Below are 23,473 nucleotides of genomic sequence, written 5' to 3'. Positions count from 1 at the left end.
GTTGAGAATTTTGAATCGGTAATTGTCCCGTTGAAAGTGCATTACAAAAGTACCCCGAATTTCCCAACTCCAAGGCGGTAATGAAAAAATATTCAAGGCGGTTAAAACCGTGGTCAGTGAGCAGTTCGGCAAGCTCACTGTAACACTTGTCGAACTGCTCGTGCCGTTTCCCTCTCAGGGCTAAAGCCACGCTCGTTTCCCACTTACCGGGTATTCTTATGAATTCTCCACAACAAGTTGATATCAAGTCAGAAATTATGACTATGCCTAGCTGGTTGCGTCGTCCCATCGGCAAAGCCAGTGAAATCTCTACTGTCCAACGTATCATTAAGCAGCGACAAATTCACACAATTTGTGAAGAAGGGCGTTGTCCGAATCGGGGTGAATGCTACGCCCAAAAAACGGCGACTTTTTTATTAATGGGTCCAACTTGTACCCGCGCTTGTGCTTTTTGTCAGGTAGATAAGGGTCATGCGCCAATGGCGTTGGATGAGGAAGAACCCCAAAAGGTGGCAGAATCAGTACGGCTTTTAGGGTTGCGGTATGTGGTATTAACTTCTGTCGCCCGTGATGACTTGGCTGATGGGGGGGCTGGTCATTTTGTGAGGACAATGGAGACTATTCGCCAGATGAATCCCGATACTCAAATTGAGGTGCTGACATCGGATTTTTGGGGTGGTGGGGGTGTGGCAGTCCAATGTCACAGTTTAGCGATGATTATTCAGGCTCAACCGGCTTGTTTTAACCATAATGTCGAAACAGTCCGTAGGTTAACTCCAACTGTGCGCCGAGGGGCAAAATATGACCGTTCGTTGGCTGTATTAGCGACGGTTAAGGAGTTGAATGATCAGCTTCCTACGAAGTCAGGTGTCATGGTGGGACATGGAGAAACTATGGAGGAATTAATTGAGACAATGGCGGATTTGCGATCTGTAAAATGCGATCGCCTCACCATTGGTCAATATATGCGTCCTTCTTTAGACCATCTACCTGTTAAAAAATATTGGACTCCAGCGGAATTTACAGAACTGGGCAATATAGCCAAGGAAATGGGATTTAATCACGTCCGTTCCGGTCCCCTGGTTCGCAGTTCCTATCACGCTGGGGAGGAGTAGGGGGAGTAGGGGGAGTAGGGGGAGTAGGGGGAGTAGGGGGAGTAGGGGGAGTAGGGGGAGTAGGGGGAGTAGGGGGAGTAGGGGGAGTAGGGGGGCAGGGGGAGTAGGGGGAGTAGGGGAGCGGGGAGAGGAATTTTACTGATGACAACGGACAAGGGACAACTGACAACGGACAACTGACAACTAACCAACCTTACAACCCACATTCAGCATGAGTAAATATACTCAAAATATTTTTCCCAGCAGGTTATTTTGTCAAAAAAAGAATTTCATAAAACAGCTAAAACCCAATCATAATAACCAGTTCATGCTTTTTGCTATCTAGGTCGGTATTCAATGAATTTAATCTCAAACCAACTAATTTATTGACATTATTCTCAATAAACTTGATTCGAGCTTTAAATATATCGGCGATGGCTACGCCGCGCCGAAGGCATCGCTCTAATATAGAATTGCGTGTCATTGTCTGAAAGCCTTGTTATCATTGGGTTATGGATAATTCCGAAAATTCAAAAAACACCTGCGGAATGTGGGTTACAAAAATATTTTTAAAGAATTTGCAAAATTGGCGCGTGAGTTTGCTATTTCTTAAAAAGTCACTAAATTAGGAGAACCGCTTATGACTGCTAAAGGCAAACCCGCTGCTAAACCTTCCTACGCTTTCCGTACTGGCTGGGCGTTGTTACTTTTGGCTGTTAACTTTTTGGTAGCAGCTTACTACTTCCACATCATTGAATAGTTAGAACTAGATCGGTGCTGTTTAAATCGTGCCTTTAAATAAACCTTTGGGACGAATAAGCAGCACCACAATCATGATTAGTAGAGCTATACCTTGTTTGTACTGTGAACCTAGCCAGGGGGTGCTAACTTCTTGGGCAATACCAATAATAAAGGCGGCGGCGATCGCTCCATAAGGATTACCAATTCCCCCCAAAATCACTGAAGCAAACAAAGGTAAAATCAAAAACCAACCCATATTTGGACGCACTGCTGTAATTAGCCCGTACATACTCCCACCTAAAGAAGTGAATGTCCCAGCAATTACCCAAGTCCACAAAATTACCCTATCAACATTAATACCAGATACTCTAGCTAAATCTAAATCATCAGCTACTGCCCGCATTGCCTTACCAATTTTCGTATTTTGTAGCAAGTAGTGTAGCGATAAAATCGCCAAAATAGCTAATCCCAGTACCAATAATTGATTTTGCGGTACTTTTAAAGTCCCAAATTCTAAAGCCGGAATCACGGGCAAATTATAATTTTGGTTTTTACCTCCCCAGAGAAAAATAATCCCATTGCGGAGAAATAAAGCTAGACCGATAGAGATAATAATCAGTGTTGTCGAACTAGCACGGATAGACCGCATTTTTGACCATAGCAATTTTTCTGCTAGTAACATTCCTCCCACAGTTCCCACGGTAGCCACAATCATTGACAACCAAATATTTAGACCCATAGCATTGACCATGAGAGTCAAATAAGCTCCTAATGTGAGAAAATCACCGTGGGCAAAATTAGACAACCGCAAAATCCCATAGGTTAAGGTCAGTCCTACTGCTGCTAAGGCGATAATGCTACCGACAGCGATACCGTTGATAATTAATTGAGCAAATTGTGTAATATCCATAAATATGAAGTTATGGTGAAATTATTGTGAATTTTTGAAGTTGTTATTCAGTAAATGATTGTATCCAATCATCTTTAGGATCTCCGTCACATTCAGAAATGCCGTTTATGGGTCATCTAAAAAAGCACTTGCAGGTTAATAAGTAGGTTGGCGTTGAAAATTGTCGTTATGGCAAGGCAAAAGGCAAGAGGCAAGAGTGAAGAGGGTTTGGGCGATTTTACGTTTCTTTACACAGTTTGGTTTTAAGGAATAAAAGCGTGGTTAATCATCAGCACCAGCAATTTTTTACCCGACTGTAAATTACTGGAGGATACTTTTTACCCTAGTATTCTTCATTAAGCTGTAACTACGACGTTTTCTCCTTTTAGCATCCGCGAGGCTGCTTCTAAAAGTGCTTCTTCTAAATAGGGTTTAGTAAAGTAGCCACTAGCACCAAGTTGTATTGCCATTTGTCTATGTTTATCTGCACCACGAGAGGTAAGCATGGCGATAGGTAAGTTACCAAAAGAACCATCTTTCTGCATTCGAGACAGCAGTTCTAATCCATCACAACGAGGCATTTCAATGTCACAGAAAACGATATCGCAATGTAAACCGGAACGAAGTTTATCCCATGCCTCTTGCCCATCACGGGCTTGTTCTACCCGATAACCAGCTTTGCTAAAGGTAAGAGATAGAAGTTCTCGAACTGTGATGGAGTCATCAACGATTAATACTGTTGTTTCTACTTTGTCAGCGGAGATTGTGTTTACTGATGGTGAATTTGTTTGCTGCCAATTGCCACCGATATGTTTAGACATCTTGCCTTGGAAGATGTCAATGATTTCTAGTACGTCAGCAATGGGCATGATCATACCGTCACCAAGAACTGTAGCACCAGCTACGCCACTTGGTTTAGGTGCTGGTCCTTCAAATTGCTTAATTACAATTTCTTGTTCACTGAGGACTTGATCAACTTGTAAAGCGATCATTGTATTGCCTGAACGGATAACGATGACAGAAATCATGTCATCATTTTTTTTAGTCCCATAGATGTTGCCACGACTAAGTTGACGGTTAAAAACTAAGATATCTTTTAAAGGCTTGAAGGGCAGAATAATCTCTCTCCAGACGATAAATGATTCTCCGTCAGCATCTTGCTGAATGTTTTTGCTGGGAATATTTAGGGTATCTTCCACACCATCCATTGGAAAAGCGATTCTGGTGCGATCGCAAATGCAGAATAGGGCTTTACAAATACTTAGGGTCAGTGGTAGACGAATGGTAAAGATCGTTCCTTGACCTAGTGTGGAGTCAGTACCAACAGTACCGCGAATTTCGCTGATATCGTTATGGACGACGTTCATGCCCACACCCCTACCTTTGATATCGTCTACTTCATCGGCGGTACTAAAGCTGGGGAGGAATAAAAGTTCGTAGGTATCAATCCGAGACATGGTTTTTGCCTGTTCGGGGGTAAGGATACCTTTTTTAACGGCTTTGTTTTTAACTTTTTGATGATCAATACCTGCACCGTCGTCACTAACAGAAATAATGGTTTGGTTTCCTTGTTGTAGGGCGCGAATATTAATGATACCTACGGGTGATTTACCTGCGGCTTCCCGAACTTCTGGGGTTTCAATGCCGTGAGAGATCGCATTATTGACCATGTGAGTCAATGGATCTGTGAGACGATCCAAAATCATCTTGTCAACTAAGGTATCCACTCCTTCTGTGACTAATTCTACTTGTTTACCATATCTAATGGCATTATCCCGCACCCCTCGCCGCAAACGATCAACAGCTTGGGTAAATGGAACCATTCGGGCTTTTGTCAATCCTTCTTGTAGTTGACTAGTTGCTTGGCGTAACTGTCTTGCTACCTGTTCTGTTTCTTCGGTAACAAAGTCAATATCACTGGCTGACTCCCGGACTCGCACGATGAACTCAATCATTTCTTGTGCCAGGATATGGAAGGGCGTAAACCGATCCATTTCAATTTCGCTAAAGCCGCGATTATGGGAATTTCCTGATGGTGGTCCATCATGTTCTCGATAACGGCGACTGGATAGGAGAGAGGCTTCTAAGAGCGATCGCTCGTAGTATTCCTGCATCCTCACTCCCACATCTGATAGATGCTGTACCTGAACCAAAAGACTATCTAGAGACTGTCGCAGACGTTCATGATCCTGCTCTAATGTATTCCGATTTACCACCAACTCCCCGACTAAGTTACTCATATCATCCAGTTGCTTAACTGGAATTTTCATACTTTCTTCTCTTATCGTTCGTCGAGTTGTCGGACGGGGGATGGGGATTTTGCTAGTAGAAGTTTTTCCTGATGCGGCAGACGAGCCAGATATTGTTTTATCAGCCTGTTCTAATAAATCCTCTAATTCACTAAATTCATCTTCTAATCCCAAGGAAGAAAAAGTATTTTGAGAGTTCGTTACTACAGGTCGAACAATTACTGGTGTCTGTCCAATAATTATCTGTGCTTCTTTGTCTCCCACCTCATCCAACAATGCTTCTAATGCTGCCAAATCTTCCCCTGGGATAGATTCTGACTCCTGATTAGTAATTTCTCCTAATGCTGTGGATAAGAGTGCTTCTATCGCCGCAAAATCATCTATTGAAGATGCTTCTACTATATCTTCTACAGGTTCATCCAATAATGCTTCTATTGCCGCAAAATCATCTATTGAAGATGATTGTAATGGGTTGTCTAACTCTAATTCTGAGTAAGTTTCATCCACTACGGCACTATCTGTAGTTATTGCTGTTAGCAAAATTGAGTCTAATTCTAAGTTGAAATCTGCAAAATTAGAGGTAAAATCTAGATTAGTGTCGGATTTAGAAGATGTTATTTCCTCTTCAAACAAAATCAAACCGTCATCATTGCCATCTTCAACAGGCTCAAAAATTTCTTGATCTGCTGTTACTTCTGGAGGTTGAGAAAAACTATTAATTTCTGGTAGAAATAATTCTCTAGATTGGGAAACATTGTTAGAGTTGGCATCTATAAAATCATCAAATAAATTATCTATGGCTTCCGCCCCAGTATCGCTATCTGACGTGAAGAATAAATCAAAATATTCCTCTTGGGAAGTTGGATTAAACCCTTTTTTATCTACATGATTATTTGTCGTTAATTGCTGATATTTTGTGCCAATTTCAAGAGATGCACTAAATAAACTCTCCTCTAGTTCTTTAGCTATATCTTGACTAATTACAGAGGTGTTTTCTGAGTCACTTATGCCTAGATCATCCCAGAAGTTATCTGGATCATCTACTGAATTAGCAAGATTAGTTGTTATTTCTGGTGTACTGAATAAATCATCAATTTCATTGACCAGGGGTGGCTGGGGTTTTACCGCTGTAAATAAATTATCTAATGATAAACTTTCTGGTGCCGATGGTTTTATTTTTGATGTTTTTACATTGGTAGGAATAACTTCTACTGGAAAATTGGCATCTGTATTTGCCGATAAAAAGGAATTATCAAAATTGATTTGAGGTTCTGTAGCTATTTCTGCTATCGCAGTATTTTCTGATTCAGTTGTTTCATCTGTAAATATTAATTCATCATCGGCTGTGAAAGTCAATAATTCTTCTAAATTATTACTGCTATTTGTCTCATTTTCAGAATTAGGCTGCCGAGATTGTCTAGAAATTGAGATTAATTCTAGCAACACATCATCTGATGGAAATTGTAAATCTGTATGATTTGACAACAGATTACTAGGTTCTATCGGTTGAGAACTAACTGTTTCCGCTATATCCCCTGATTCTAATAAACTATCATCAAATAAGAGACTTAAATCCTCATGATTATTTGCAGTTATCTTATGTATATTGTCATCTTCAAAGAAGAGTAAATCAGCTAAATTGTGATTATTCTCTTCAACTTCACTGTTGATAATTGGTAACTGATAGTTGGTGATATCTTCTAATATTTCTTCTTGTTGCCAATTATTTTCTAAATCGGGGGTATCGCCTTCAAATAAATCAGCCAGAGTGTTTAACTCAGAGATTCCTATTTCTGGAGATTTCTCAGTCACAGTTGATTGATGATCAAACAAAGCTGGATCGGTAAATCCATTGATGTTGGGTTCTAAATTTATTTCTGTCGTATCTGTAAATAAAGTTTCCCCAGTTTCCGTTTCTGCAAATTCTAATAACTCCAGTTGTACAAGAGGAAACAGATTTTCTAATTGTTGACTAATAGTAATTTCCCCATCTCTATGTTGGAGAACTAATTCTTGCGCTTGCTTAATTTCAGTAATAATTATTTTGGCTAAAGTTAAATAACTATTATCGGGATTGGATATAGCCAGGGCTGCTGATTCACACAGATTGCACCAATTTGATAAATTTAATTCTCTACCGATTTTTACTAATTGATGACAGCATTCTTGTAAATTGTTACGGGAAGTCTCTATGTTAGTTTTTTTAAACTGTTGCAACATTTCCCGCAGAACTTGTAACACCTGTGCTTGAAACTCTGTCCAATCCTGATTTTGTTTACTTGGTATCGGTGAATTTTGTATCTGTGGGGAAACAGGTGGCTCTATGTGCAACCGGGTAGGAGATGCGCTACTAGGGTTTAATACTTGATTATTACCCTGTTTTAGCAGTAGTTCTATATGCTCATTCAGCCATTGCATGACTGGTTCAGTTTTTGACATCAAAGCTTGAGCTTTTTCCTCTGATAACCCAAAGGGATTGCCAAGATTGTCTATCAAGGCTTTTAATGTATCACAGATGTCCAGTAGCAAAGACTCTAATCTTTGGTCTACTTGAATAGGATGTTCTTTAAGAATTTTGAAGCAATCCTCAAGACGGTGGGACGTGTGCTGAATACTACTCAGACCTAACATAGCCGCACCACCTTTGATAGAGTGGGCTGCACGGAAGACTTCATTAATCATTTCTGAATCTTCCAGGGTTCCTTGAAGATTCAGTAATCCTTGTTCAATAGTGTTTAGGTGTTCTCTGGCTTCTTCGAGAAAGTAACCTAAAATCCGTTGTTGTTGTTCCGGCTGCATAGTTAATTAAATCGGCTTACTACAGGTAAAAGGTGGAAGAAAAGGCGCATGGCAAACAAAAAAGTTAACAGACTAGTACCGCAGGGCGGAAGTCAAAAGTCAAAAGTCAAAACGAAGACAGTAAGTAATGGGACAGAATTAATTACACAATTGATTTTTCTGTTCCCAGTTAAAAGTTCCCTGTTCCCTCTCTCAACGAGTGAATTTAATTTTGTCCGACTACTTATAGGCTTTTTAACGATTTAGAATGGTTGGTTTATTTACACCGCGTTGTACTAGTGGTCTGTCAAATTTATTTTGACGGGTAATGATCGGAAAAAACTTCTGTTCTTCTCTCCCCTGCCTCCCCTGCCTCCCCTGCCCCCCCTGCCTCTATTCTCCCCCTGCTTGCCTTCACCCGTCATTTTCGGGTTGACAGACTACTAGGCATAGAGGTAGACATTAATTGTTCCTTTTGCCTTTTGACTTTTGCCTCTTACCTAGATTCGATAGTTTCCACTCGGAAGCGTTCCACGGAGGCAATTAAATCGCGGGACACTCCCACTAAGTGTTGCAAAGCTCCAGAAACCCGCTGTGCTTCTTGAGAGGTTTCTTGGGCTGTTAATTCCACAGATTGCATGACTTGGGCGACAGCACGGGAGGTTTCCGTTTGTTCTACGGTATCACTGGTAATTGATCGTACTAAAATATCAATGTGATCGGCTACCTGGATGATATTATCTAGCGATCGCTTGGCTTCTTCTGCTAATTTAGTCTGATGAATTACCTGTTGTGTCCCTTCCTCCATAGCTGTCATCACTGAGCTAGTTTCGCTCTGAATTTGCATCACGATTTGCTCAATTTCTTTTAAAGACTTCGCAGATCGATCAGCCAACTGTCGCACTTCATCAGCCACAATAGCGAACCCTCGACCCGCTTCTCCTGCTCTCGCCGCTTCAATACTGGCATTAAGAGCCAATAAATTAGTTCGAGAAGCAATCTGTGAAACTATGGCAACAATAGAGTTAATTTCCTGGGAAGATTCCGCCAAACGTTTCACTTTGCGAGTAGTTTCTGCCACAGTTTCCCGAATTTCCAAAATCCCTGCCACCGTATTTTCTACCGCTTCGCCCCCTTTCTGAGCAATTTTACTAGCATCACGGGCTACAGTTTCCGCTTCCCTGGCCGCCTCTGCTACCCGTTGAATGGAATATGTCATTACCTGTACAGAATTCAAAGTCACAGCCAACTCTTCTGCCTGTCGCAAAGCATCCCCAGATAAAGCTCTCGCAAAGGTTTCTGAATTAGTTGAACCTTTAGTCACATCCCGTGCCGCCACTTTCACCTGTTGGACAATATCCCGCAGGTTTTGAATTGTCAGGTTAAAGGCATCCGCTACCGCTCCCAGTACGTCGGCTGTGACTTCAGCTTGAACCGTCAAATCTCCCCTAGCTGCTCCTTCTACGTCATCCAGAAGGCGAATTACCTGACGTTGAAGGTTTTCCTTCGCTTCTTCCATCTCAATGGCTTTACGTTGCGCCTCATTGGTAGTTGTGAAAATTACCCTAGCCATATCATTAAAGCCAGTAGCCAAGTAGCCTAATTCATCTTGTGAATAAACAGTAGCTTCCACATTCAAATTACCTTGACGCACAGAATCAAACTGAGCTTGTAAGTCCTTTGTAGTCCGGCGAATTTGTTTAAGCGTGAGATTCCCCATAAACCCGGCAGTAGCTGCACCTGTAGCTCCCGCAGCCAAAGCCATTAACAACCCTGTATTTCTCACGGATTCCCGTTGTTGAGCCGGTGAAATGGAAATTGCCAAAGCACTAACCAGAGCTACACCCAACATTGATACCAAACCGACGCTGCCAGCTATCCACCATTGTTTATGGTCTAAGGAGGCATTTTCAAAATGTCCAAATAGCCCTTGTTCTGAGGTGACAATTGGTTCTGTCCTCGCAAGGTCTGATTGAGTAAATATACGAGATGCTTCTTGATCACCTGTAATTGTGAATAGTTCTTCATCACGATGACTGAGATCCTGATAAGCATCCCCTCTTTCATTAGCGAATGAGTTATTCACAAATTGAGCTTGGGAATTTACCTGACTATCCAGGGATTCTGACAGCATTCGCCTATCATCAAAACTATCATCTTCAGTGAGTTCAAAGCCGGGGATATCACCTAGATCATCAAATTCATCAAAGTCGTTGAGAAAATCTTTGTTCTTGCGAATATTTCCACTAGAGATATTACTGGTATCTTGAGTGGAAACGAAGGTTTCAATCCCCGAATCTACTTCAGCCTCTGACCCAAAAGCCGATTCAAACGCATCTAAATCAAAGCTATCATCATCAAAATTATTTTTTCCTGACGAGGAGTTGAAATTAAACTGCCGTTGTGGTAGTACAGAATCGTTGATAAATGATCCTGATTGCTGATTAAGTTGGGTCTGTGATCTAGGTGCAGATTCCCCGGATATATTATGCAGTAAACTATCTTGGCTACTGAGAGAAAAGTCCTCTTCCTGGCTATTTTGCCAATTATTTCCTATATTATTATCGTTGTTGATAGCCTGTTCATTAATCTCCAAATATGTATTTTTTACACTAGTGGTTAAGTCTGGAGAATTATCATCCATCAATTTATCTATATCTTCATCTTCCCCCATGAATAGCTCAGTCTGATTTTCAGAATCATCATCAACCGATAATTTAGTTTCTGCAAAAGGTGAATAGCTCTCCTCACCATTACTCATGACTGAACTGCCATTAGCTAGATTGTTATTAATATCCCCATGATTATGACCGGCAGAACTTCCTTCTTGCCAAAAAGGTGATAATTCTAATTGATCTGATATCGGATTATCCGCGAGATATTCACTAGATAAGCCAAAGGGATTATCAGTCGTGGCAGTATCCAATGAATCGCTATCAAATTCTAGACTATCTGGATCACTAAACGGATTATGTTCTTGAATATCCAGGGGTGATTCGTATTCTTCAAAGGAGTTCATTTCCAGGTTGCTACCATGCCAATTCCCCATAACTCCTGAATCTAAAGATACTTCAGTTGTCCCCTGAGACAGAGATTCATCATCACCAAAAGGCTGTGTAAACTGATCTATAGTTGCTAGACAATTATGAACAAGACTAACACTTTCTTGATCATCTGTTAGACGCAATACTATTTGATACTCACTCCTAGCTACATCATATTGTTGCAACATATAGTAGATGTGTCCCTTTAGCAAATGTGAATCAGGGTCATCTGGTGAATTCTGCATCAACTGATTAATCACTATCGCAGCTAATTCATAATCTTGCTGCTCATAGGCTGTTCTAGCTCTATCATAAGTTATTTCTTGAGAATTTATACGTGTTTCCATTTCCTCCCTCCCAATTGAATTCCGACTAATTTCACCCTGCCCACCGCGCACTTCGCAAAATTGCTATCTGATCCAGTAGTCGCAAATATTTTTTTTCTTTTTCTGTATCAAATAACCATTCTCCACGCAAAAACGGAGCCATTGCATCTGGTACGTTATTTTGTGGCATTAGATACTGTACATCAAGCCAGTCCATCCCACAAATTTCTTCTACCCCTAAGCCTACTATCGTATCTTGATCTTCAATGGCAATGACTGGAATTTCTGAGCAATCCGTGTTTAATGGCGTTGTTTCCCCCAGAAATTGACCCAAATCAGCCACCCAAATCAAGCGCCCCCGTAAGTTTAGCGTACCTAATAGTAAGGGCGATGTGTTAGGAATTGGTGTAATCTGATCAGGACTAAGTTCAATTACTTCCCGAATTCCCGTGGCTTGCAGGGCAAACTCCTGACGTGAGGGCAGATAAAACCGCAAATGCAACTCACCTTCAGGACTTTCTAGTTGTAATTCGGGACGAAATTGATCTTGCCCTGTACCACTTAAAAAATCTGGTTTACTAACCATATTATTTTCATCCTTGTCCTCGCAGGAGTTGTTTGACTGTTCCTACCAATTCAGTTGGTTGGAAAGGTTTTGCTATATAAGCATCTGCCCCTTGTTTCATTCCCCAATAGCGATCAAATTCTTCACCTTTAGAAGAACACATGACAACAGGAACATTTTGGGTTTTAGGATCAGATTTTAATCGTCGGCAGAGTTCATAGCCGTTCATGCGGGGCATGACAATATCCAAAACCACCAAATCGGGAGGTGTGGTTTGAATCGCTTCTAAAGCTTCTGCACCATCGCTGGCATGAGTAACTTTTAAGCCACTAGCTTTCAGTAGGTCTGTAATCATCTCCCTCTGGGCAATACTGTCTTCAACAATGAGAATTGTGCTCATAAATGTCTATTTAGCCTCCTGATTTAGATTTTCCGTTGAGGAAAATAATTTGCGGTGATGGCAAAGATTAACTGTATAAATTAAGTCTATTATTTCCCTACTTTACTGTGTATGGAAGAGAGTTAAACAACTAAATTTTATTCCTGTGATCACATCTTTTACCCTATCTTGTCCTCAATCAACAAGTCTTATCTCCTATTTGCACACTTGGACAATGATCTAAGTTGAGATATTGTGCTACTAGCATGAGCAATTCTTGATCTGTAAAAGGCTTAGTCAGATAATCAGTTGCCCCTACCATGCTGGCACGAACGCGATCAATAAATCCGTCTTTGCCAGTCAGCATAACAATTGGCACAGACCGAAATACTGTGGAGTGCCGTAACATGGCACAAATCTCGTAACCATCTAATACTGGCATGGCAATATCGCAGAGAATTAGATCTGGCTGGAGTTGAAAGACGAGACTCAAAGCTTGTAAGGGATGAGTGATGGAAATCACTTCATAACCTTGCAATTTTAGAATAGATTCTATCGTCTCACAAATCACTAATGTATCTTCAATACATACTACCCGCCCTTTATGTTTTTTTGTTTCTAGGTTTTGTTTTTCTTTGCTAAGTTTATATGTGTCTGAATATACTAAATGTAGCCAACCCTCTTGCACATAAGGATATATAGCTTTTGCTAAAGTTAAAATATCACGGTTGAGATAGCGAGCTAGTTGGCGTAGAGAAGTTTTTCCATCAGCCCATTTATGTAATTTTTTGACTGTATCTTCTGGTAAGGAGGCACTTAATTTAGCCATATCGGCTAAAATGGGTAATTGTTCTGTAGATTGAATATGTGGGTATAATTGCTTCCATTCTTGCACTTGTTTGGTGATTTTGGCAACTAATGGAGCAATTTCTAAGGTGGTTAATTGTGGTACTATTGCTGTCCCTAATTCAAAGATGAAACTGCCTTGGTGCAAGCTCAACAGATCAAATAAAGTTTCTTGGACTAAGCCATAAATGATTGTCCGAGCAATTTTCGGAGTGATAATATTTTGCTCCAAAAGCGCCCAAATATAAGCATATTCTGGAGAATTAGTGACTGCTAGAGATGCCAGTTGTTTAGATTCAAGCGGCTGTTCGACTCGGTAATAACGGAGATAATCGTCAATCCGCGATAAGCTAGTGTCATCTGCTTGGCAATAGACGATTTGACCGTTGAGAAAAAATACAAACCATGATTGTGGTGTATTTTCTCCTCCTTGCCGATTTTTGAAGGTTTCTTCTCCACTGAGTTGGTGACTTGGATATGATGTGCGGGCTTCTACCCATAATTGTCCAGTCCGTTGTCCTAACTCAATTAGTTGGAGAATACTGCAAATATCAATCTCATTTAAGTTTCCCTGCATTTAGCTACAAAGCACTCCTTGATGTTCCAGTGTTATTATTTGAGGGATTTTGACTAGCTGTTTCATACCTCGCAACGGCACAATGTTTATTTCTATAGGTTAAACTCAGTCTAAATTAATAAATAAAATTTCCGAGTCTCATAAATTTCTTGATAGGCTTCTCCTACAGCTTACTCTTTGCTTTCTGATTTTGACTGTCCATGATTTCTGAATGATATTAAGTAGTATAAAGTAGCAATGCTTACTAAAACTAATTGAGGGTGGGTACTGGGTAAGTCCTAAGTCTAAAAAGCTCTTATAACAGGTCGTTCGCGCCAGCGTGCCGGAGGCATCTAGCTAACATTACCCCAGAAATGGGAGTTGGTTTCCAGGTTCCAATCAAAAATCTGGTTTTAATTTTAATATCCACAGCGGTTAAAACCGCTCGTGTCGTTTCCCTCTCAGGTCTAAAGACGCGCTCGTTTCCCACTTACCGGGTATTCTTATGATAGTTATCCTCAGAGGATGTTTGAAAAGTTTTTAATGTATAAATAAACCCTTCTGGTAAACCTCTCCAGTATTAAATGTTATTCCTTTTCCCTCCCCCCTTATAGAGGCTACGGTGTACACACAAGTTATCGAATCACCATTATTCCTCAAATTACCCCACCCTAACCCTCCCCTTTGCTTTGGGGAGGGAACTAATTTTTCCGTTTTTCCCCCGATGCTTTGGGGGGATTAAGGGGGGTAATTTGACTTGTGTGTGATAGCCTCTGAGGAGAGAGTTAGGTAGAGGTAGGGAAGGGGGGTTAGGTTTCTGGAGATTATCGGTTTCATCTAATACTTTTCAAACAACCTCTCAGACTATTGGTTGAGAATATATAATCGGGGGGGGTTAGTAAGAATGATTTTAATTAAGTATCAGCAAGTATTAATATACATGATATCTAAGAAAATAGTTTTATCTTCCTTGTGCTGCTAGACTAATGTTGAACAAAACCAAGTTGACAGAATCATCTACGGTATATCCTAGAACACGGACACAAAGTACATCAAAAGGATTGACGGTGTGCTGTATTTAGCAGAAGTACAAAAACAGAAAGGTGGCTTACTTAGTGGCGGTGGCAAAAGCGAACTAAAATTGATCGCTTGTCAACGTGCTGATCAAAATTGGAGTCCAGTCCCGGACGAAATGATTGTTACTGATGAAGCAAGTAAATTGAATGATGGTGCATTGGTACTGGTGGATTTGAGTCCAAATCGTCAAGTACAGCGGATTCAAGATGCTGGTCGTCCATTGGTGAATATTTTGCAAAATTTTTCCCGACAGGTGGAAAAGTTTAAATTTAAGGAGGAGGAAATTGACCAGTGGAAACAGTCGCTGAAGCTACAAATTCAGGAACTGAATCGTCGGGAAATAGAAATGGAATCCCGGTGGGACGAGGTACAAAAACTGGAGGATGACTCTAAACGGATAGATACACAACAACACTTGATTAATACGTCTCGCACGGAAGTTGAGCGGTTACGGGCAGAAGTTGAACGTAATCGCCGGGATTTAGAAGGTGCTTGGGAACATCTGCGCGTTGAGCAGCGCTGTTTAGAGGAGATCAGATTAAATCTTCAGCAGTCTCAATCTGTGGATAATGAGCGTGGTCAAAAGTTAAGTGATTTGCTTAATCGTTTATCTGCTACATCTGCTCCTATTAATATAGTTAAGGAAAGTCTTGATTACGCTTCTGAATTTGCCAATAAGCAGCAGGATGTTTTGAACTTGCATTGGCAAAAGTTGGATATCCAACGTCATGCAGCTAATCAGCAGCAAAGGGAGGGAGAGGAACTGGTGCAAACTTTGGGCGATCGCCAAAATGAATTGCAACAGGCACAGGATTCTCTAGCACAAGAAATCACCCAGTTACAATCACAAATAACAATAGTTAATAGTAAACAGGAATTAACTTCCATACTCAAACAGTATTTAGAAACTGAGGAGGAATTTTACCAAAAGCTGCATCTTTTGGCGACTAAGACTGTTGCTGAGGTAGCTAAACCGGAAGTTGATGTGACGGCTTTGCAACAAATGCCTCTGAAAGAATTGGAGAAAATGGTGCAAGATTGGCAGGAGAAGTTAGATAGGGATTCTAATTTTGTGCAGGAACAGGAGCAGGAGCTTGAATACAAGCAAGAACTTATAGAAGAACTTCAACAAAAAATTGTTCATGCCACTGGGGAAGAACTAGTAAATTTAGAGTTAGAATTAGTGGATGAACAGGATCTTTATCAGATGCTGAACGAGAGTTTGGTGGGACAAAGACGCAATTTGATTGGACAACAAAAAACTCTCCAGCGGAATCAAGTGGTCTTGTGGCAAAGACAAGGGATTTCGGTGGAGATTAAGGGGGAATCTAGTGATTTAGAATTACTGGTTTCCCAATTTGCAGCCGAGAAACAGCGAAAATCTGCGGAAATTGAGAAGCTAGAAAGTGATATAGCTTTGATACTTGCTACTATTGCAGCAGATCAAGGGGCTATTGATCATCAAACTCAGGAGGTAGAAGTAAAGCGTCAGGAAGTTGATTCTATTCAGGAGCAATTACTGAATTTACGAACTGCAACTGCTGAATGTTGGGGGAGAGTGAATCTTTATCAGGAAGCTTTGCAACCTATTCAGGATGAGCTTGATAGGTTACAGGAGCAGTTAAAAAAGATTTGTGAATCTTTAACTCAAGTGCAAGCATTTGGTGATTCTCAGCTTCAGGTTGTTTTTGATCTGCGTCAGGTGATTGAGAGTTTTATAAATCTACCGGAGGTGTTGGTTTCTTAGAGGGTGTTTGAAAAGTCTAATTTATTACAAAAAAAAGGGAACAGGGAACAGGGAACAGGGAACAGGCAAGGGGCAAGGGGCAAGAGGCAAGAGGCAAGGGGCAAGGGGCAAGGGGCAAGAGGCAAGAGGCAATAATGTAATCGCCGAAAATAATTAATTGAACCTACGTGAGTTCGACATAACGATAATTTTTGGAAAACTCACCCCACGTAGGAGTCTCAAGCCCTTATGATCTCGTTGAAAAAATCATAACTCCGTTCGCGTAGCGTCTCCGAAGGAGAAACTCCGAACTCCTAACTCCGAACTCACGTGAACCCGAGTTCGACATAAGATAATTTTTGGAAAACTGCCCCAAATATGAGTCTCAAACCCTTATGATCTCGTTGAAAAAATCATAACTCTGTTCGCGTAGCGTCTCCGAAGGAGAAACTCCGAACTCCTAACTCCGAACTCAGGTTAATCCAGTCACCTTGGACTATGGCTGTCAAACCACCGGGGAAAGGATCTGTTTGGGAGCGATTGGGGGCTGTGATTAGGGCTGTGAGTTTGTCAATGTGTTCAAAGTTGGGTGCATGGGGAAGTATTTCTTGGAGGATCTGACGCATGACTCGACGTTGGACTGCTAGGGGTGCTTTTTGTAATATTCGCCTGTTTATTTGTAAATTGTCTTTATCACCCTTTGCTGAGGCTTCTAGCCGCCACTGAAGGGCTGTTTGTTCGAGAAATTCTACGTCTGCTTGAAGTAGTTCTGCTGTTTGGGCTAGGTTTGCTTCTACTTGGGGATTGAAATTTTCTCTGAGATATGGAATTAGTTGTTGACGAATGCGGTTACGGGGATGCTTGAGGTTTTGATTGGTGGAGTCTTCCCATATTGGCAGATGGAATTTTTGGCAAAATTGTTCTGTTTGGGAACGGGTGATTTCTAGGAGTGGACGGATTAGGGTAATATTTTCGGTGAGTGGACGTTGCCAAGTTAATGCTTGTAAACCGTCTGTGCCAGTACCACGAATTAAATTGTATAGTAAGGTTTCGGCGCGATCGCTGGCAGTATGTCCGGTAATAATATATTGATAGTTATAACATTGGGCGATTTTTGTTAAGGCTTGATATCGCCAATTTCTGGCTGTGGCTTCACTTTTGACGGGTTGATTGGCTGTTTCTAAATAAAAGGGTGTGTGCCAAGTTTTTGCTAAATTGGCGACGTGGTGAGCATTTGCTTGGGAGTCTTCGCGCCAACAATGATCACAATGGGCTATGGCTATGTTCCATTCCCATTTGGGTTGTAAGTCTAATAGTAATTTAATTAAACATAGGGAATCTTGTCCACCGGATACTGCAACTAATAGATGTTGTTTGGGTGGGAGTAGATTACGGGTGTGGATGGTACGATGTATGTGAGCGTGGAGGGGTGTCCATGTCATAATAAATAATATTTAATCCAAGGGACAACAAGAAAACCACTAATCACACATATAATAACGACGAAGAAAACTTGTAAGCCCGGTATCTCTTCTAATCTGACTCCCCTAGCTAGTAAAGTCAGAAAAACAAAATTGAAAGCAACGCTGGAGAAAACAAAGAGGGGACGGAACTCACGTGGACCATGTTTGATTCTGTCGATCAACCGCAAAATTTTTTGTGTATTTTGTGGTCTATGTTCTCGGTTAGGCTCCATTAAACGATCAATTAAATCTTTAAATTCCTGAGAAATTCCTGGGGCTTTATCTTGCCATAATAACTTTCCAGATGTATCTTGCGGAAAATTAGGATATTCATCAGATCCAGGATATGTACCTGTGAGTAGGTGAAGAAATGTACGCGCTAATGAGAAAAAATCAGCTCGATAATCTATGGTTCTGAGTCCTTGTTGTTGCTCCCGTGAATTATAGCCTGGTGTTCCTATTATTGTCGCAGGAGCAAGAGGATCAATTGGTTCGATAAGTTCTTTAACAATCCCAAAATCAATTAATACTAGTTTACCATCATCTTTTAACATGATGTTCCTTGGTTTAATATCCCGATGTAAATATTTTTGACCATGAACATAAGACAAGATAGTAATCAATTGTTCTAGCCATTCAATAGCTTGTGCTGTATTAGCAATTCTTTGATTGTCTTCCAGCCATTTACCCAAATCCTGTCCGTCAATTTTTTCCATCACAAAACCACGTAAGATTTCTTGGGTGTGAGGACAGCGAAATATAAAATAACCATATTCCTCTCCCTTGGGAATTCCCGGATGCTCTAATCTTGTTAAAGCTGCAAATTCTCTTTGAAAAAGATGTTTTAACTTTGGATTACTAGATTCAATTAAAACTTTCATAACTTTATGATCATTTTTAAACATATCTTCTACCTCAAAAGTTTTAGAAAATTGACCTTTTAAGTCTTCAAGGACACGATAACGATCAATGATAATATCTCCAGGTTGAATCATAATTTTCTCCCTCTTGTGTTAATAAAATACTGATTTACTTTTGTGGTTTATTTGGACAACCTAACTTTTGGTAATCATAGTCAACAGGTAAAAACATAGCTCCTTCTGTGCGGCAATCGGTGGGGACAAGCCCAACCTTGAATATTTGGGAAGTGTCTTCTTTCCTATCTCCGTCCTGATCAAAGGAAATAGTTCCTGAAGCTCCTTCCATGACCTGGAAACTATCCGATTTTAATTGCTGCTGTATAGCCAATCTTTGATGTTCCACAGAATCATTCATAAATGACTTATCTTTTAGAGCGTTTGTTAGAGCCTTTGTCGAGACTACGGTAGCATCATAAAACCATCCGGCTTGAACACCTATATCACTAGTTCCCCAGAGTTCTTCAGCTCTTTTAACAACATTTTTGTTAGGACTGCTTACAGGACTCCAAGTAGTGATAATCCGAAATTTGTCGATATATTTAGTGTCTGCAAGCGATTTCAATATGTTGAGATTATATAGAACAGTTTGTCCTACCACTGGCAGTTGATCTTTATTCGCTCTAATCAAATCCTTAGCATTCTCGAAACCGTTGGAAGTTTTTCCCTTATTAGCAATTTGACCATCAGGAATAAGAATCAGTGCTTTAGCTCCTTGCTGCTTAACATCATTTAATTCATTATCAACCTTCGGTAGATAAGAAATTTGTTTTTCAATTATCTTATTGTGAGCATTTTGACCAAATTTGCTTTTCAAGTATTCAAAAGCAGATTTACTAAAAGTGCTTTCTTTGTTGTAAAAAATAGCTACTTTGTCTTGAGGAATATTAATTCCTAATGTTTTCAATGTGTCAACTAGTTTATTCATCTGATGGGTAACATCAGTATTAGTCTTAAATAAAAAATTGTCTGGATATTTACGATCAGCTAAAATATATTGTCTAGTAGCCGAAACAGCAGAAATAAGAACTACTTTTCTGTGTTGATAAACAGGTAAAGCTTCTTTAACGATCTCAGAGGCATAATGTCCAATAACTGCAATTATGTCTTGTTTAGAGAGCAGTTTGTTTGTTAACTGTTTAGCGTTTCCAGGGTCATTGTCATTGCTATCATTAACGATAATAATTTTTAAACCAGGATTTTTCGGATCATTGTTAAAATCATCTTGAACCTGAGCCGCACCTCTTAACATAGCTTCTGAGATACCAATATTAGCAGGAACAATAACAGCAATAGTGTAACTTTTTCTACGTGCTGCCATTAATTTGGCATTATTGAGGTAGATTAGAGCTTCTCCGTCATTTTTATTCTGTTTTCTATGCTCATCAAAAAAATCGACAGCCTCTTTAAATTTACCCACGTTCCAAGATGCGAAAGCCTTTTCAAATTCAGAGTTAGTATTGTTAAGAGATTCAGATCGCAAGAGACTTTCCTCCCCACAAGAAATATTATCACCTAACGCATAGTTTTCACACCAATTTTGAGAGAAAATTAGAGTGTAACTTCCATATACAAAAGGCCAAGCTATTGTACATACACATGATACACAGAAGAAGATGAAGGTTATTAAAAATAACCGTTTAGCTAGGAGGGGGCTTTTAGCAAAATTTCTCATATCAGTTTCCTTTTAAGTGATTAAATTTCTGGAAAACGGTTTTTAATGTACTTGGTAAGTAAAGGATGGAAAAGGCCAAAAGTTACCAAATTTTGGCTATCATTATTTTCGACTAACCCAGTTGTACATAATCTATGCATAGATTGCCTAATTTCTGTTTGGGAAATAGAAGGAAAAAATCTATAAAGTTCAGGGAGTGATATTGGTTCTGTTTCATAAGCTAATTTTCGTACAATATTAATTTCTGTATTTGATAAACGTAAAAGATGTTTATCAAATATCTCAGTTATGGCATTATGAATAAACAATGTTCCTTCCAGGAATTCATCAATTTTACCTTGATGATGCTCATTAATATATGGAGCAGCCAATTTTAAAGCCAATGGATGTCCTTGATATTTTTTAATCAGTGTTCCTATTCCCTGACCTGACAACTGAAAATTATCCAATAGGTATTGATAATATTGAGCATCTTGAGTTTTTAAACCAGCTACGGTTAATTCTCTAAATCTGGATTTGTCGGCAATATCCATTTGCCGATGTTTTTCTAAACCGACAAATACTACACAGCTTTGATGTTCTAATTCTGAAACAGACTTCAAAAATAGTCCATAGTTAGAATAGTTGATTTTTTGCTGGTCTGCTGATATTTCATCAGTTTCTATTAGTTGTTCACAATGATCAAAAATCAGTAAGCAACGATGTTGATTTAAGAAAGGAATTAGGCTGATAATTCTTTGACGTATCTGAGGTAGAGGTATATTTCTTCTAGCGGAAAAATATGATTCTATATCAGTGAGAAAATCTGCCAATAAAGGGCAATATGTAAGATCCTTCCAAATGACATAATCAAATTTATCTTTAACTTGATCAACAAACTTTCTTAATAGTTGTGTTTTCCCAATCCCAGGTATACCAAAGACACCCAACAAAGCACGGGATTCTGTAACTATCCATGTTTCTAATTGAGATAGTTCTTGTTCACGTCCATAAAAATCTTGAAGATTTGGTGCTTCTAGCAAATCTAACCGTAATGAATTGTGTTCTGGATCTTTTTCACCACCTAGATGCTCTAAAAGTCGTGAAAGAGTTACCAAGCAATTCTTTTTGCTAACTGTCCTACCCGTAACTTGACTGAGGTATTGGAATAACTCAGGACCGGTATTATTTTTGATGGTGTCAACAGCATAATTGAGATTCTCCATATTGGCATAGGCGATATTTTGCAAAGAATATTCTAAAATCGCCTCTTGACAATCACTCAAGTTCAAATCTATTGCTTTCTCACGCTTTACCCAATCCTTCAGTCCTCTAATTATCTGTTTCGCATCCATAGTCTAGTTTTCCCCTGATATCCTGTTCTGGATTGTATCTTAATTTGCCATAACTTTATTAGTTTTATTAGTTTTATTAACTAAAATACTGGTTAACAATTAGTATTTACAATCACATTGACCTCCGAGATACTTGGTTGTGTAAGGACAAAAAAGAGGTTGATATGAATAGCATTGATAATTCAGTAATTTCACTGTCAGAGTTTGTGAATACCAACGGACAAGAGCATATTTTGCAGTCATTCTCAGTACAATTACTGCAAGTACAAAGTGGTTGGTTTATACAGAGTTATCAAGGAGATGAGGATGATGATCCTATAGTTCCTCCTAATTAATTGAGCGGATATTATTTGTCTGAAGAATTAATAATTCTCATCGCTTCCAACTTGCAAATTTCTAATTCTGGTAATTTACAATGGGCTTTTTTAAGTTCTTGATCATGGGAATAAAATTCTAGGAAACTTCGCCATGATTCTCTAGCAGCTTGCTGATTTCCTTGTGCTGCTTGGACTTGTGCTAATAAACAATAAGCTGGAGTATAATTGCTGTCTAATTCCAGACAGATAAGTAAATGCTGGTGTGCTTGTTCATAAGAATTTTGCTGAAAATATGCCCAAGCAAGATTTTTGTGTAATGCAACTTTAACTGTATGATCTTTTATCCTTGATAAAGTTGCTTCAATCATTTTGATAGCATCTGCACTATTTCCTTGGAGAATTTGCAACCGAGCTAAGTTATTAATAGCAGCATCCGCAGCGCGATTTTGATATTTAATGGCAATCTGATAGTGATGACAAGCATCATCTAAATTGTCTAATTTTTCGTAAGTTGCTCCCAGATTATAGTGAGCAGAACCATAGTTTTGGTTTAATTCAACTGCTAATTCTAGATAAGATGCAGCAAGTGCAAAATCATTGTTTAGATAGCTTTCATGTCCTAACTTATTTAGAGATCTAGCAATTTCTTTTTTTTCTTTTTCACTGAAATCAATACGTCTTAGCACTTTTTTAAATTCCTCTGAAACAGGTTTATTAATTGATAGTAGATACAAGATAGATTTAGTAATATCTTCATTATCTTTATCTACTGCTTTTTCTAGTTCTTTTGTTAATTTAGATGAACTATCAGTTAATAACTCTGGTTTGTATTTAGCAAACAATACAACTAAGTCTGAGCGTTTGTAACGACGATGATCAGCCGATTCATTCTTCGGTTTAAATTCATCACATATTCTTTCAACATATTTTCTGACAGATACTTCTGAAATGTTCATGGCTTCAGCTATAGCCGGATCTGTGTGGCCTGCAAGTATTTTCTGCAATACATTTTTGCGGTTTTCTGTGAGGTTATCAAATATGCGATTAAACTCTTGTTGATTCATTTTCGGTTTAAGTTGCATCAGTTATATAGGCATCCGATTTGATTCCTGATAGCGTTCACGTAGTGTGCCGTATCCCTGCGGGAGCCGGAGCCATCAGGCATAGCGTGGCGTTAGCCATATTTTCCTATGTAGGAAGGCAAGAGGCAATCATGCAAGAGGATTCGAGAATATAAAGGTGTACCGAGTTTTGTATGGCTACGCCACGCAAGCTATCAAAAATCAAAAAGGAATCCTATATATTCACTTTTGCGACTATTTTACAGTAAGTCAACATCAATTATCCTATGTCACTATTATGACTTGGGCAATGCCAACTGTTACGTAAGTAATCTGAAAATCTCAATCTCTCTCCTGGGGTTGACATCTGTAAGTAAGTATGTCACAATTTCTATCAAAATGTGTGTCACAAAATAAATTTATTAATTTTTGTGAC

16 protein-coding genes are annotated in these 23,473 nt (G+C 39.5%); 4 read left to right on the top strand and 12 right to left on the bottom strand.

From position 1 onward, the window contains the following. Positions 1-218 precede the first annotated feature (218 nt). A complete protein-coding gene (lipA, locus tag AA650_RS21455; protein WP_053540589.1) occupies positions 219-1,115 on the top strand; it encodes a lipoyl synthase in 897 nt (298 codons plus the stop codon). A gap of 280 nt (positions 1,116-1,395) precedes the next feature. Here lipA and AA650_RS28315 read toward each other — a convergent pair whose 3' ends face one another. Then, a complete protein-coding gene (locus AA650_RS28315) occupies positions 1,396-1,578 on the bottom strand; it encodes a hypothetical protein (RefSeq protein WP_152608850.1) in 183 nt (60 codons plus the stop codon). Between the two features lie 156 nt (positions 1,579-1,734). Between AA650_RS28315 and psaX the strand changes: the two genes are divergently transcribed. Then, on the top strand, positions 1,735-1,854 hold the full coding sequence (gene psaX / locus AA650_RS21450; protein ID WP_028083170.1) for a photosystem I protein PsaX: 120 nt from the start codon (positions 1,735-1,737) through the stop codon (positions 1,852-1,854). 21 nt (positions 1,855-1,875) lie between these two features. Here the strand turns inward: psaX and AA650_RS21445 are convergent, their stop codons facing one another. The 6 genes from AA650_RS21445 to AA650_RS21415 all read right to left on the bottom strand — a co-directional run bounded on the left by AA650_RS21445 (position 1,876) and on the right by AA650_RS21415 (position 13,488). Then, positions 1,876-2,745 carry a branched-chain amino acid ABC transporter permease gene (locus AA650_RS21445; RefSeq protein WP_039201322.1) on the bottom strand — a complete coding sequence of 290 codons (870 nt, stop codon included), beginning with the start codon at positions 2,743-2,745 and terminating at the stop codon, positions 1,876-1,878. Between the two features lie 335 nt (positions 2,746-3,080). Next, positions 3,081-7,772: a hybrid sensor histidine kinase/response regulator gene (locus tag AA650_RS21440; RefSeq protein ID WP_053540588.1), complete on the bottom strand. Its 4,692-nt coding sequence runs from the start codon at positions 7,770-7,772 to the stop codon at positions 3,081-3,083. 475 nt (positions 7,773-8,247) lie between these two features. Next, positions 8,248-11,142, bottom strand: coding sequence for a methyl-accepting chemotaxis protein (locus AA650_RS21430; RefSeq protein ID WP_053540586.1), 2,895 nt, complete (start codon positions 11,140-11,142; stop codon positions 8,248-8,250). 31 nt (positions 11,143-11,173) lie between these two features. Next, positions 11,174-11,707 carry a chemotaxis protein CheW gene (locus AA650_RS21425; RefSeq protein WP_027404670.1) on the bottom strand — a complete coding sequence of 178 codons (534 nt, stop codon included), beginning with the start codon at positions 11,705-11,707 and terminating at the stop codon, positions 11,174-11,176. Between the two features lie 7 nt (positions 11,708-11,714). Next, positions 11,715-12,086, bottom strand: coding sequence for a response regulator transcription factor (locus AA650_RS21420; RefSeq protein WP_027404669.1), 372 nt, complete (start codon positions 12,084-12,086; stop codon positions 11,715-11,717). Positions 12,087-12,264: 178 nt separating this feature from the next. Next, positions 12,265-13,488, bottom strand: coding sequence for a response regulator (locus AA650_RS21415; RefSeq protein ID WP_053540585.1), 1,224 nt, complete (start codon positions 13,486-13,488; stop codon positions 12,265-12,267). A 1,048-nt stretch (positions 13,489-14,536) separates the two neighbouring features. Here AA650_RS21415 and hmpF point away from each other — a divergent pair. Beyond that, a complete protein-coding gene (gene hmpF / locus AA650_RS21410) occupies positions 14,537-16,291 on the top strand; it encodes a pilus motility taxis protein HmpF (protein ID WP_053540584.1) in 1,755 nt (584 codons plus the stop codon). A gap of 392 nt (positions 16,292-16,683) precedes the next feature. Here the strand turns inward: hmpF and tilS are convergent, their stop codons facing one another. The 4 genes from tilS to AA650_RS21390 are packed head-to-tail and all read right to left on the bottom strand — an operon-like array spanning position 16,684 to position 21,659. Beyond that, positions 16,684-17,712 carry a tRNA lysidine(34) synthetase TilS gene (gene tilS / locus AA650_RS21405; RefSeq protein WP_053540583.1) on the bottom strand — a complete coding sequence of 343 codons (1,029 nt, stop codon included), beginning with the start codon at positions 17,710-17,712 and terminating at the stop codon, positions 16,684-16,686. After that, positions 17,709-18,728, bottom strand: coding sequence for a serine/threonine protein kinase (locus tag AA650_RS21400; RefSeq protein WP_053540582.1), 1,020 nt, complete (start codon positions 18,726-18,728; stop codon positions 17,709-17,711). Before AA650_RS21400 ends, tilS begins: the two co-directional genes overlap by 4 nt. Before the next feature lie 34 nt (positions 18,729-18,762). Then, on the bottom strand, positions 18,763-20,325 hold the full coding sequence (locus tag AA650_RS21395; RefSeq protein ID WP_053540581.1) for an ABC transporter substrate-binding protein: 1,563 nt from the start codon (positions 20,323-20,325) through the stop codon (positions 18,763-18,765). A 20-nt stretch (positions 20,326-20,345) separates the two neighbouring features. Next, positions 20,346-21,659: an ATP-binding protein gene (locus AA650_RS21390; RefSeq protein ID WP_053540580.1), complete on the bottom strand. Its 1,314-nt coding sequence runs from the start codon at positions 21,657-21,659 to the stop codon at positions 20,346-20,348. A 164-nt stretch (positions 21,660-21,823) separates the two neighbouring features. Here AA650_RS21390 and AA650_RS28310 point away from each other — a divergent pair, with 164 nt between their 5' ends. Further along, entirely contained in the window at positions 21,824-21,994 is a 171-nt protein-coding gene (locus tag AA650_RS28310; protein WP_199924319.1) for a hypothetical protein, read from the top strand. A gap of 11 nt (positions 21,995-22,005) precedes the next feature. Here AA650_RS28310 and AA650_RS21385 read toward each other — a convergent pair whose 3' ends face one another. Further along, a complete protein-coding gene (locus tag AA650_RS21385; protein WP_053540579.1) occupies positions 22,006-23,040 on the bottom strand; it encodes a LuxR C-terminal-related transcriptional regulator in 1,035 nt (344 codons plus the stop codon). Positions 23,041-23,473: the final 433 nt, after the last annotated feature.

Source organism: Anabaena sp. WA102 (assembly GCF_001277295.1).
Lineage (GTDB): Bacteria > Cyanobacteriota > Cyanobacteriia > Cyanobacteriales > Nostocaceae > Dolichospermum > Dolichospermum heterosporum.
Note: the sequence above shows the minus strand (reverse complement) of the source record. Positions and strands in the feature narration are given on the sequence as shown.

What these genes read in the sequence shown, in the direction of transcription:
- lipA (WP_053540589.1), top strand. Translation starts at nt 219, where the DNA reads ATGAATTCTCCACAACAAGTTGATATCAAGTCAGAAATTATGACTATG.
- AA650_RS28315 (WP_152608850.1), bottom strand. Translation starts at nt 1,578, where the DNA reads ATGACACGCAATTCTATATTAGAGCGATGCCTTCGGCGCGGCGTAGCC.
- psaX (WP_028083170.1), top strand. Translation starts at nt 1,735, where the DNA reads ATGACTGCTAAAGGCAAACCCGCTGCTAAACCTTCCTACGCTTTCCGT.
- AA650_RS21445 (WP_039201322.1), bottom strand. Translation starts at nt 2,745, where the DNA reads ATGGATATTACACAATTTGCTCAATTAATTATCAACGGTATCGCTGTC.
- AA650_RS21440 (WP_053540588.1), bottom strand. Translation starts at nt 7,772, where the DNA reads ATGCAGCCGGAACAACAACAACGGATTTTAGGTTACTTTCTCGAAGAA.
- AA650_RS21430 (WP_053540586.1), bottom strand. Translation starts at nt 11,142, where the DNA reads ATGGAAACACGTATAAATTCTCAAGAAATAACTTATGATAGAGCTAGA.
- AA650_RS21425 (WP_027404670.1), bottom strand. Translation starts at nt 11,707, where the DNA reads ATGGTTAGTAAACCAGATTTTTTAAGTGGTACAGGGCAAGATCAATTT.
- AA650_RS21420 (WP_027404669.1), bottom strand. Translation starts at nt 12,086, where the DNA reads ATGAGCACAATTCTCATTGTTGAAGACAGTATTGCCCAGAGGGAGATG.
- AA650_RS21415 (WP_053540585.1), bottom strand. Translation starts at nt 13,488, where the DNA reads ATGCAGGGAAACTTAAATGAGATTGATATTTGCAGTATTCTCCAACTA.
- tilS (WP_053540583.1), bottom strand. Translation starts at nt 17,712, where the DNA reads ATGACATGGACACCCCTCCACGCTCACATACATCGTACCATCCACACC.
- AA650_RS21400 (WP_053540582.1), bottom strand. Translation starts at nt 18,728, where the DNA reads ATGATTCAACCTGGAGATATTATCATTGATCGTTATCGTGTCCTTGAA.
- AA650_RS21395 (WP_053540581.1), bottom strand. Translation starts at nt 20,325, where the DNA reads ATGAGAAATTTTGCTAAAAGCCCCCTCCTAGCTAAACGGTTATTTTTA.
- AA650_RS21390 (WP_053540580.1), bottom strand. Translation starts at nt 21,659, where the DNA reads ATGGATGCGAAACAGATAATTAGAGGACTGAAGGATTGGGTAAAGCGT.
- AA650_RS28310 (WP_199924319.1), top strand. Translation starts at nt 21,824, where the DNA reads ATGAATAGCATTGATAATTCAGTAATTTCACTGTCAGAGTTTGTGAAT.
- AA650_RS21385 (WP_053540579.1), bottom strand. Translation starts at nt 23,040, where the DNA reads ATGAATCAACAAGAGTTTAATCGCATATTTGATAACCTCACAGAAAAC.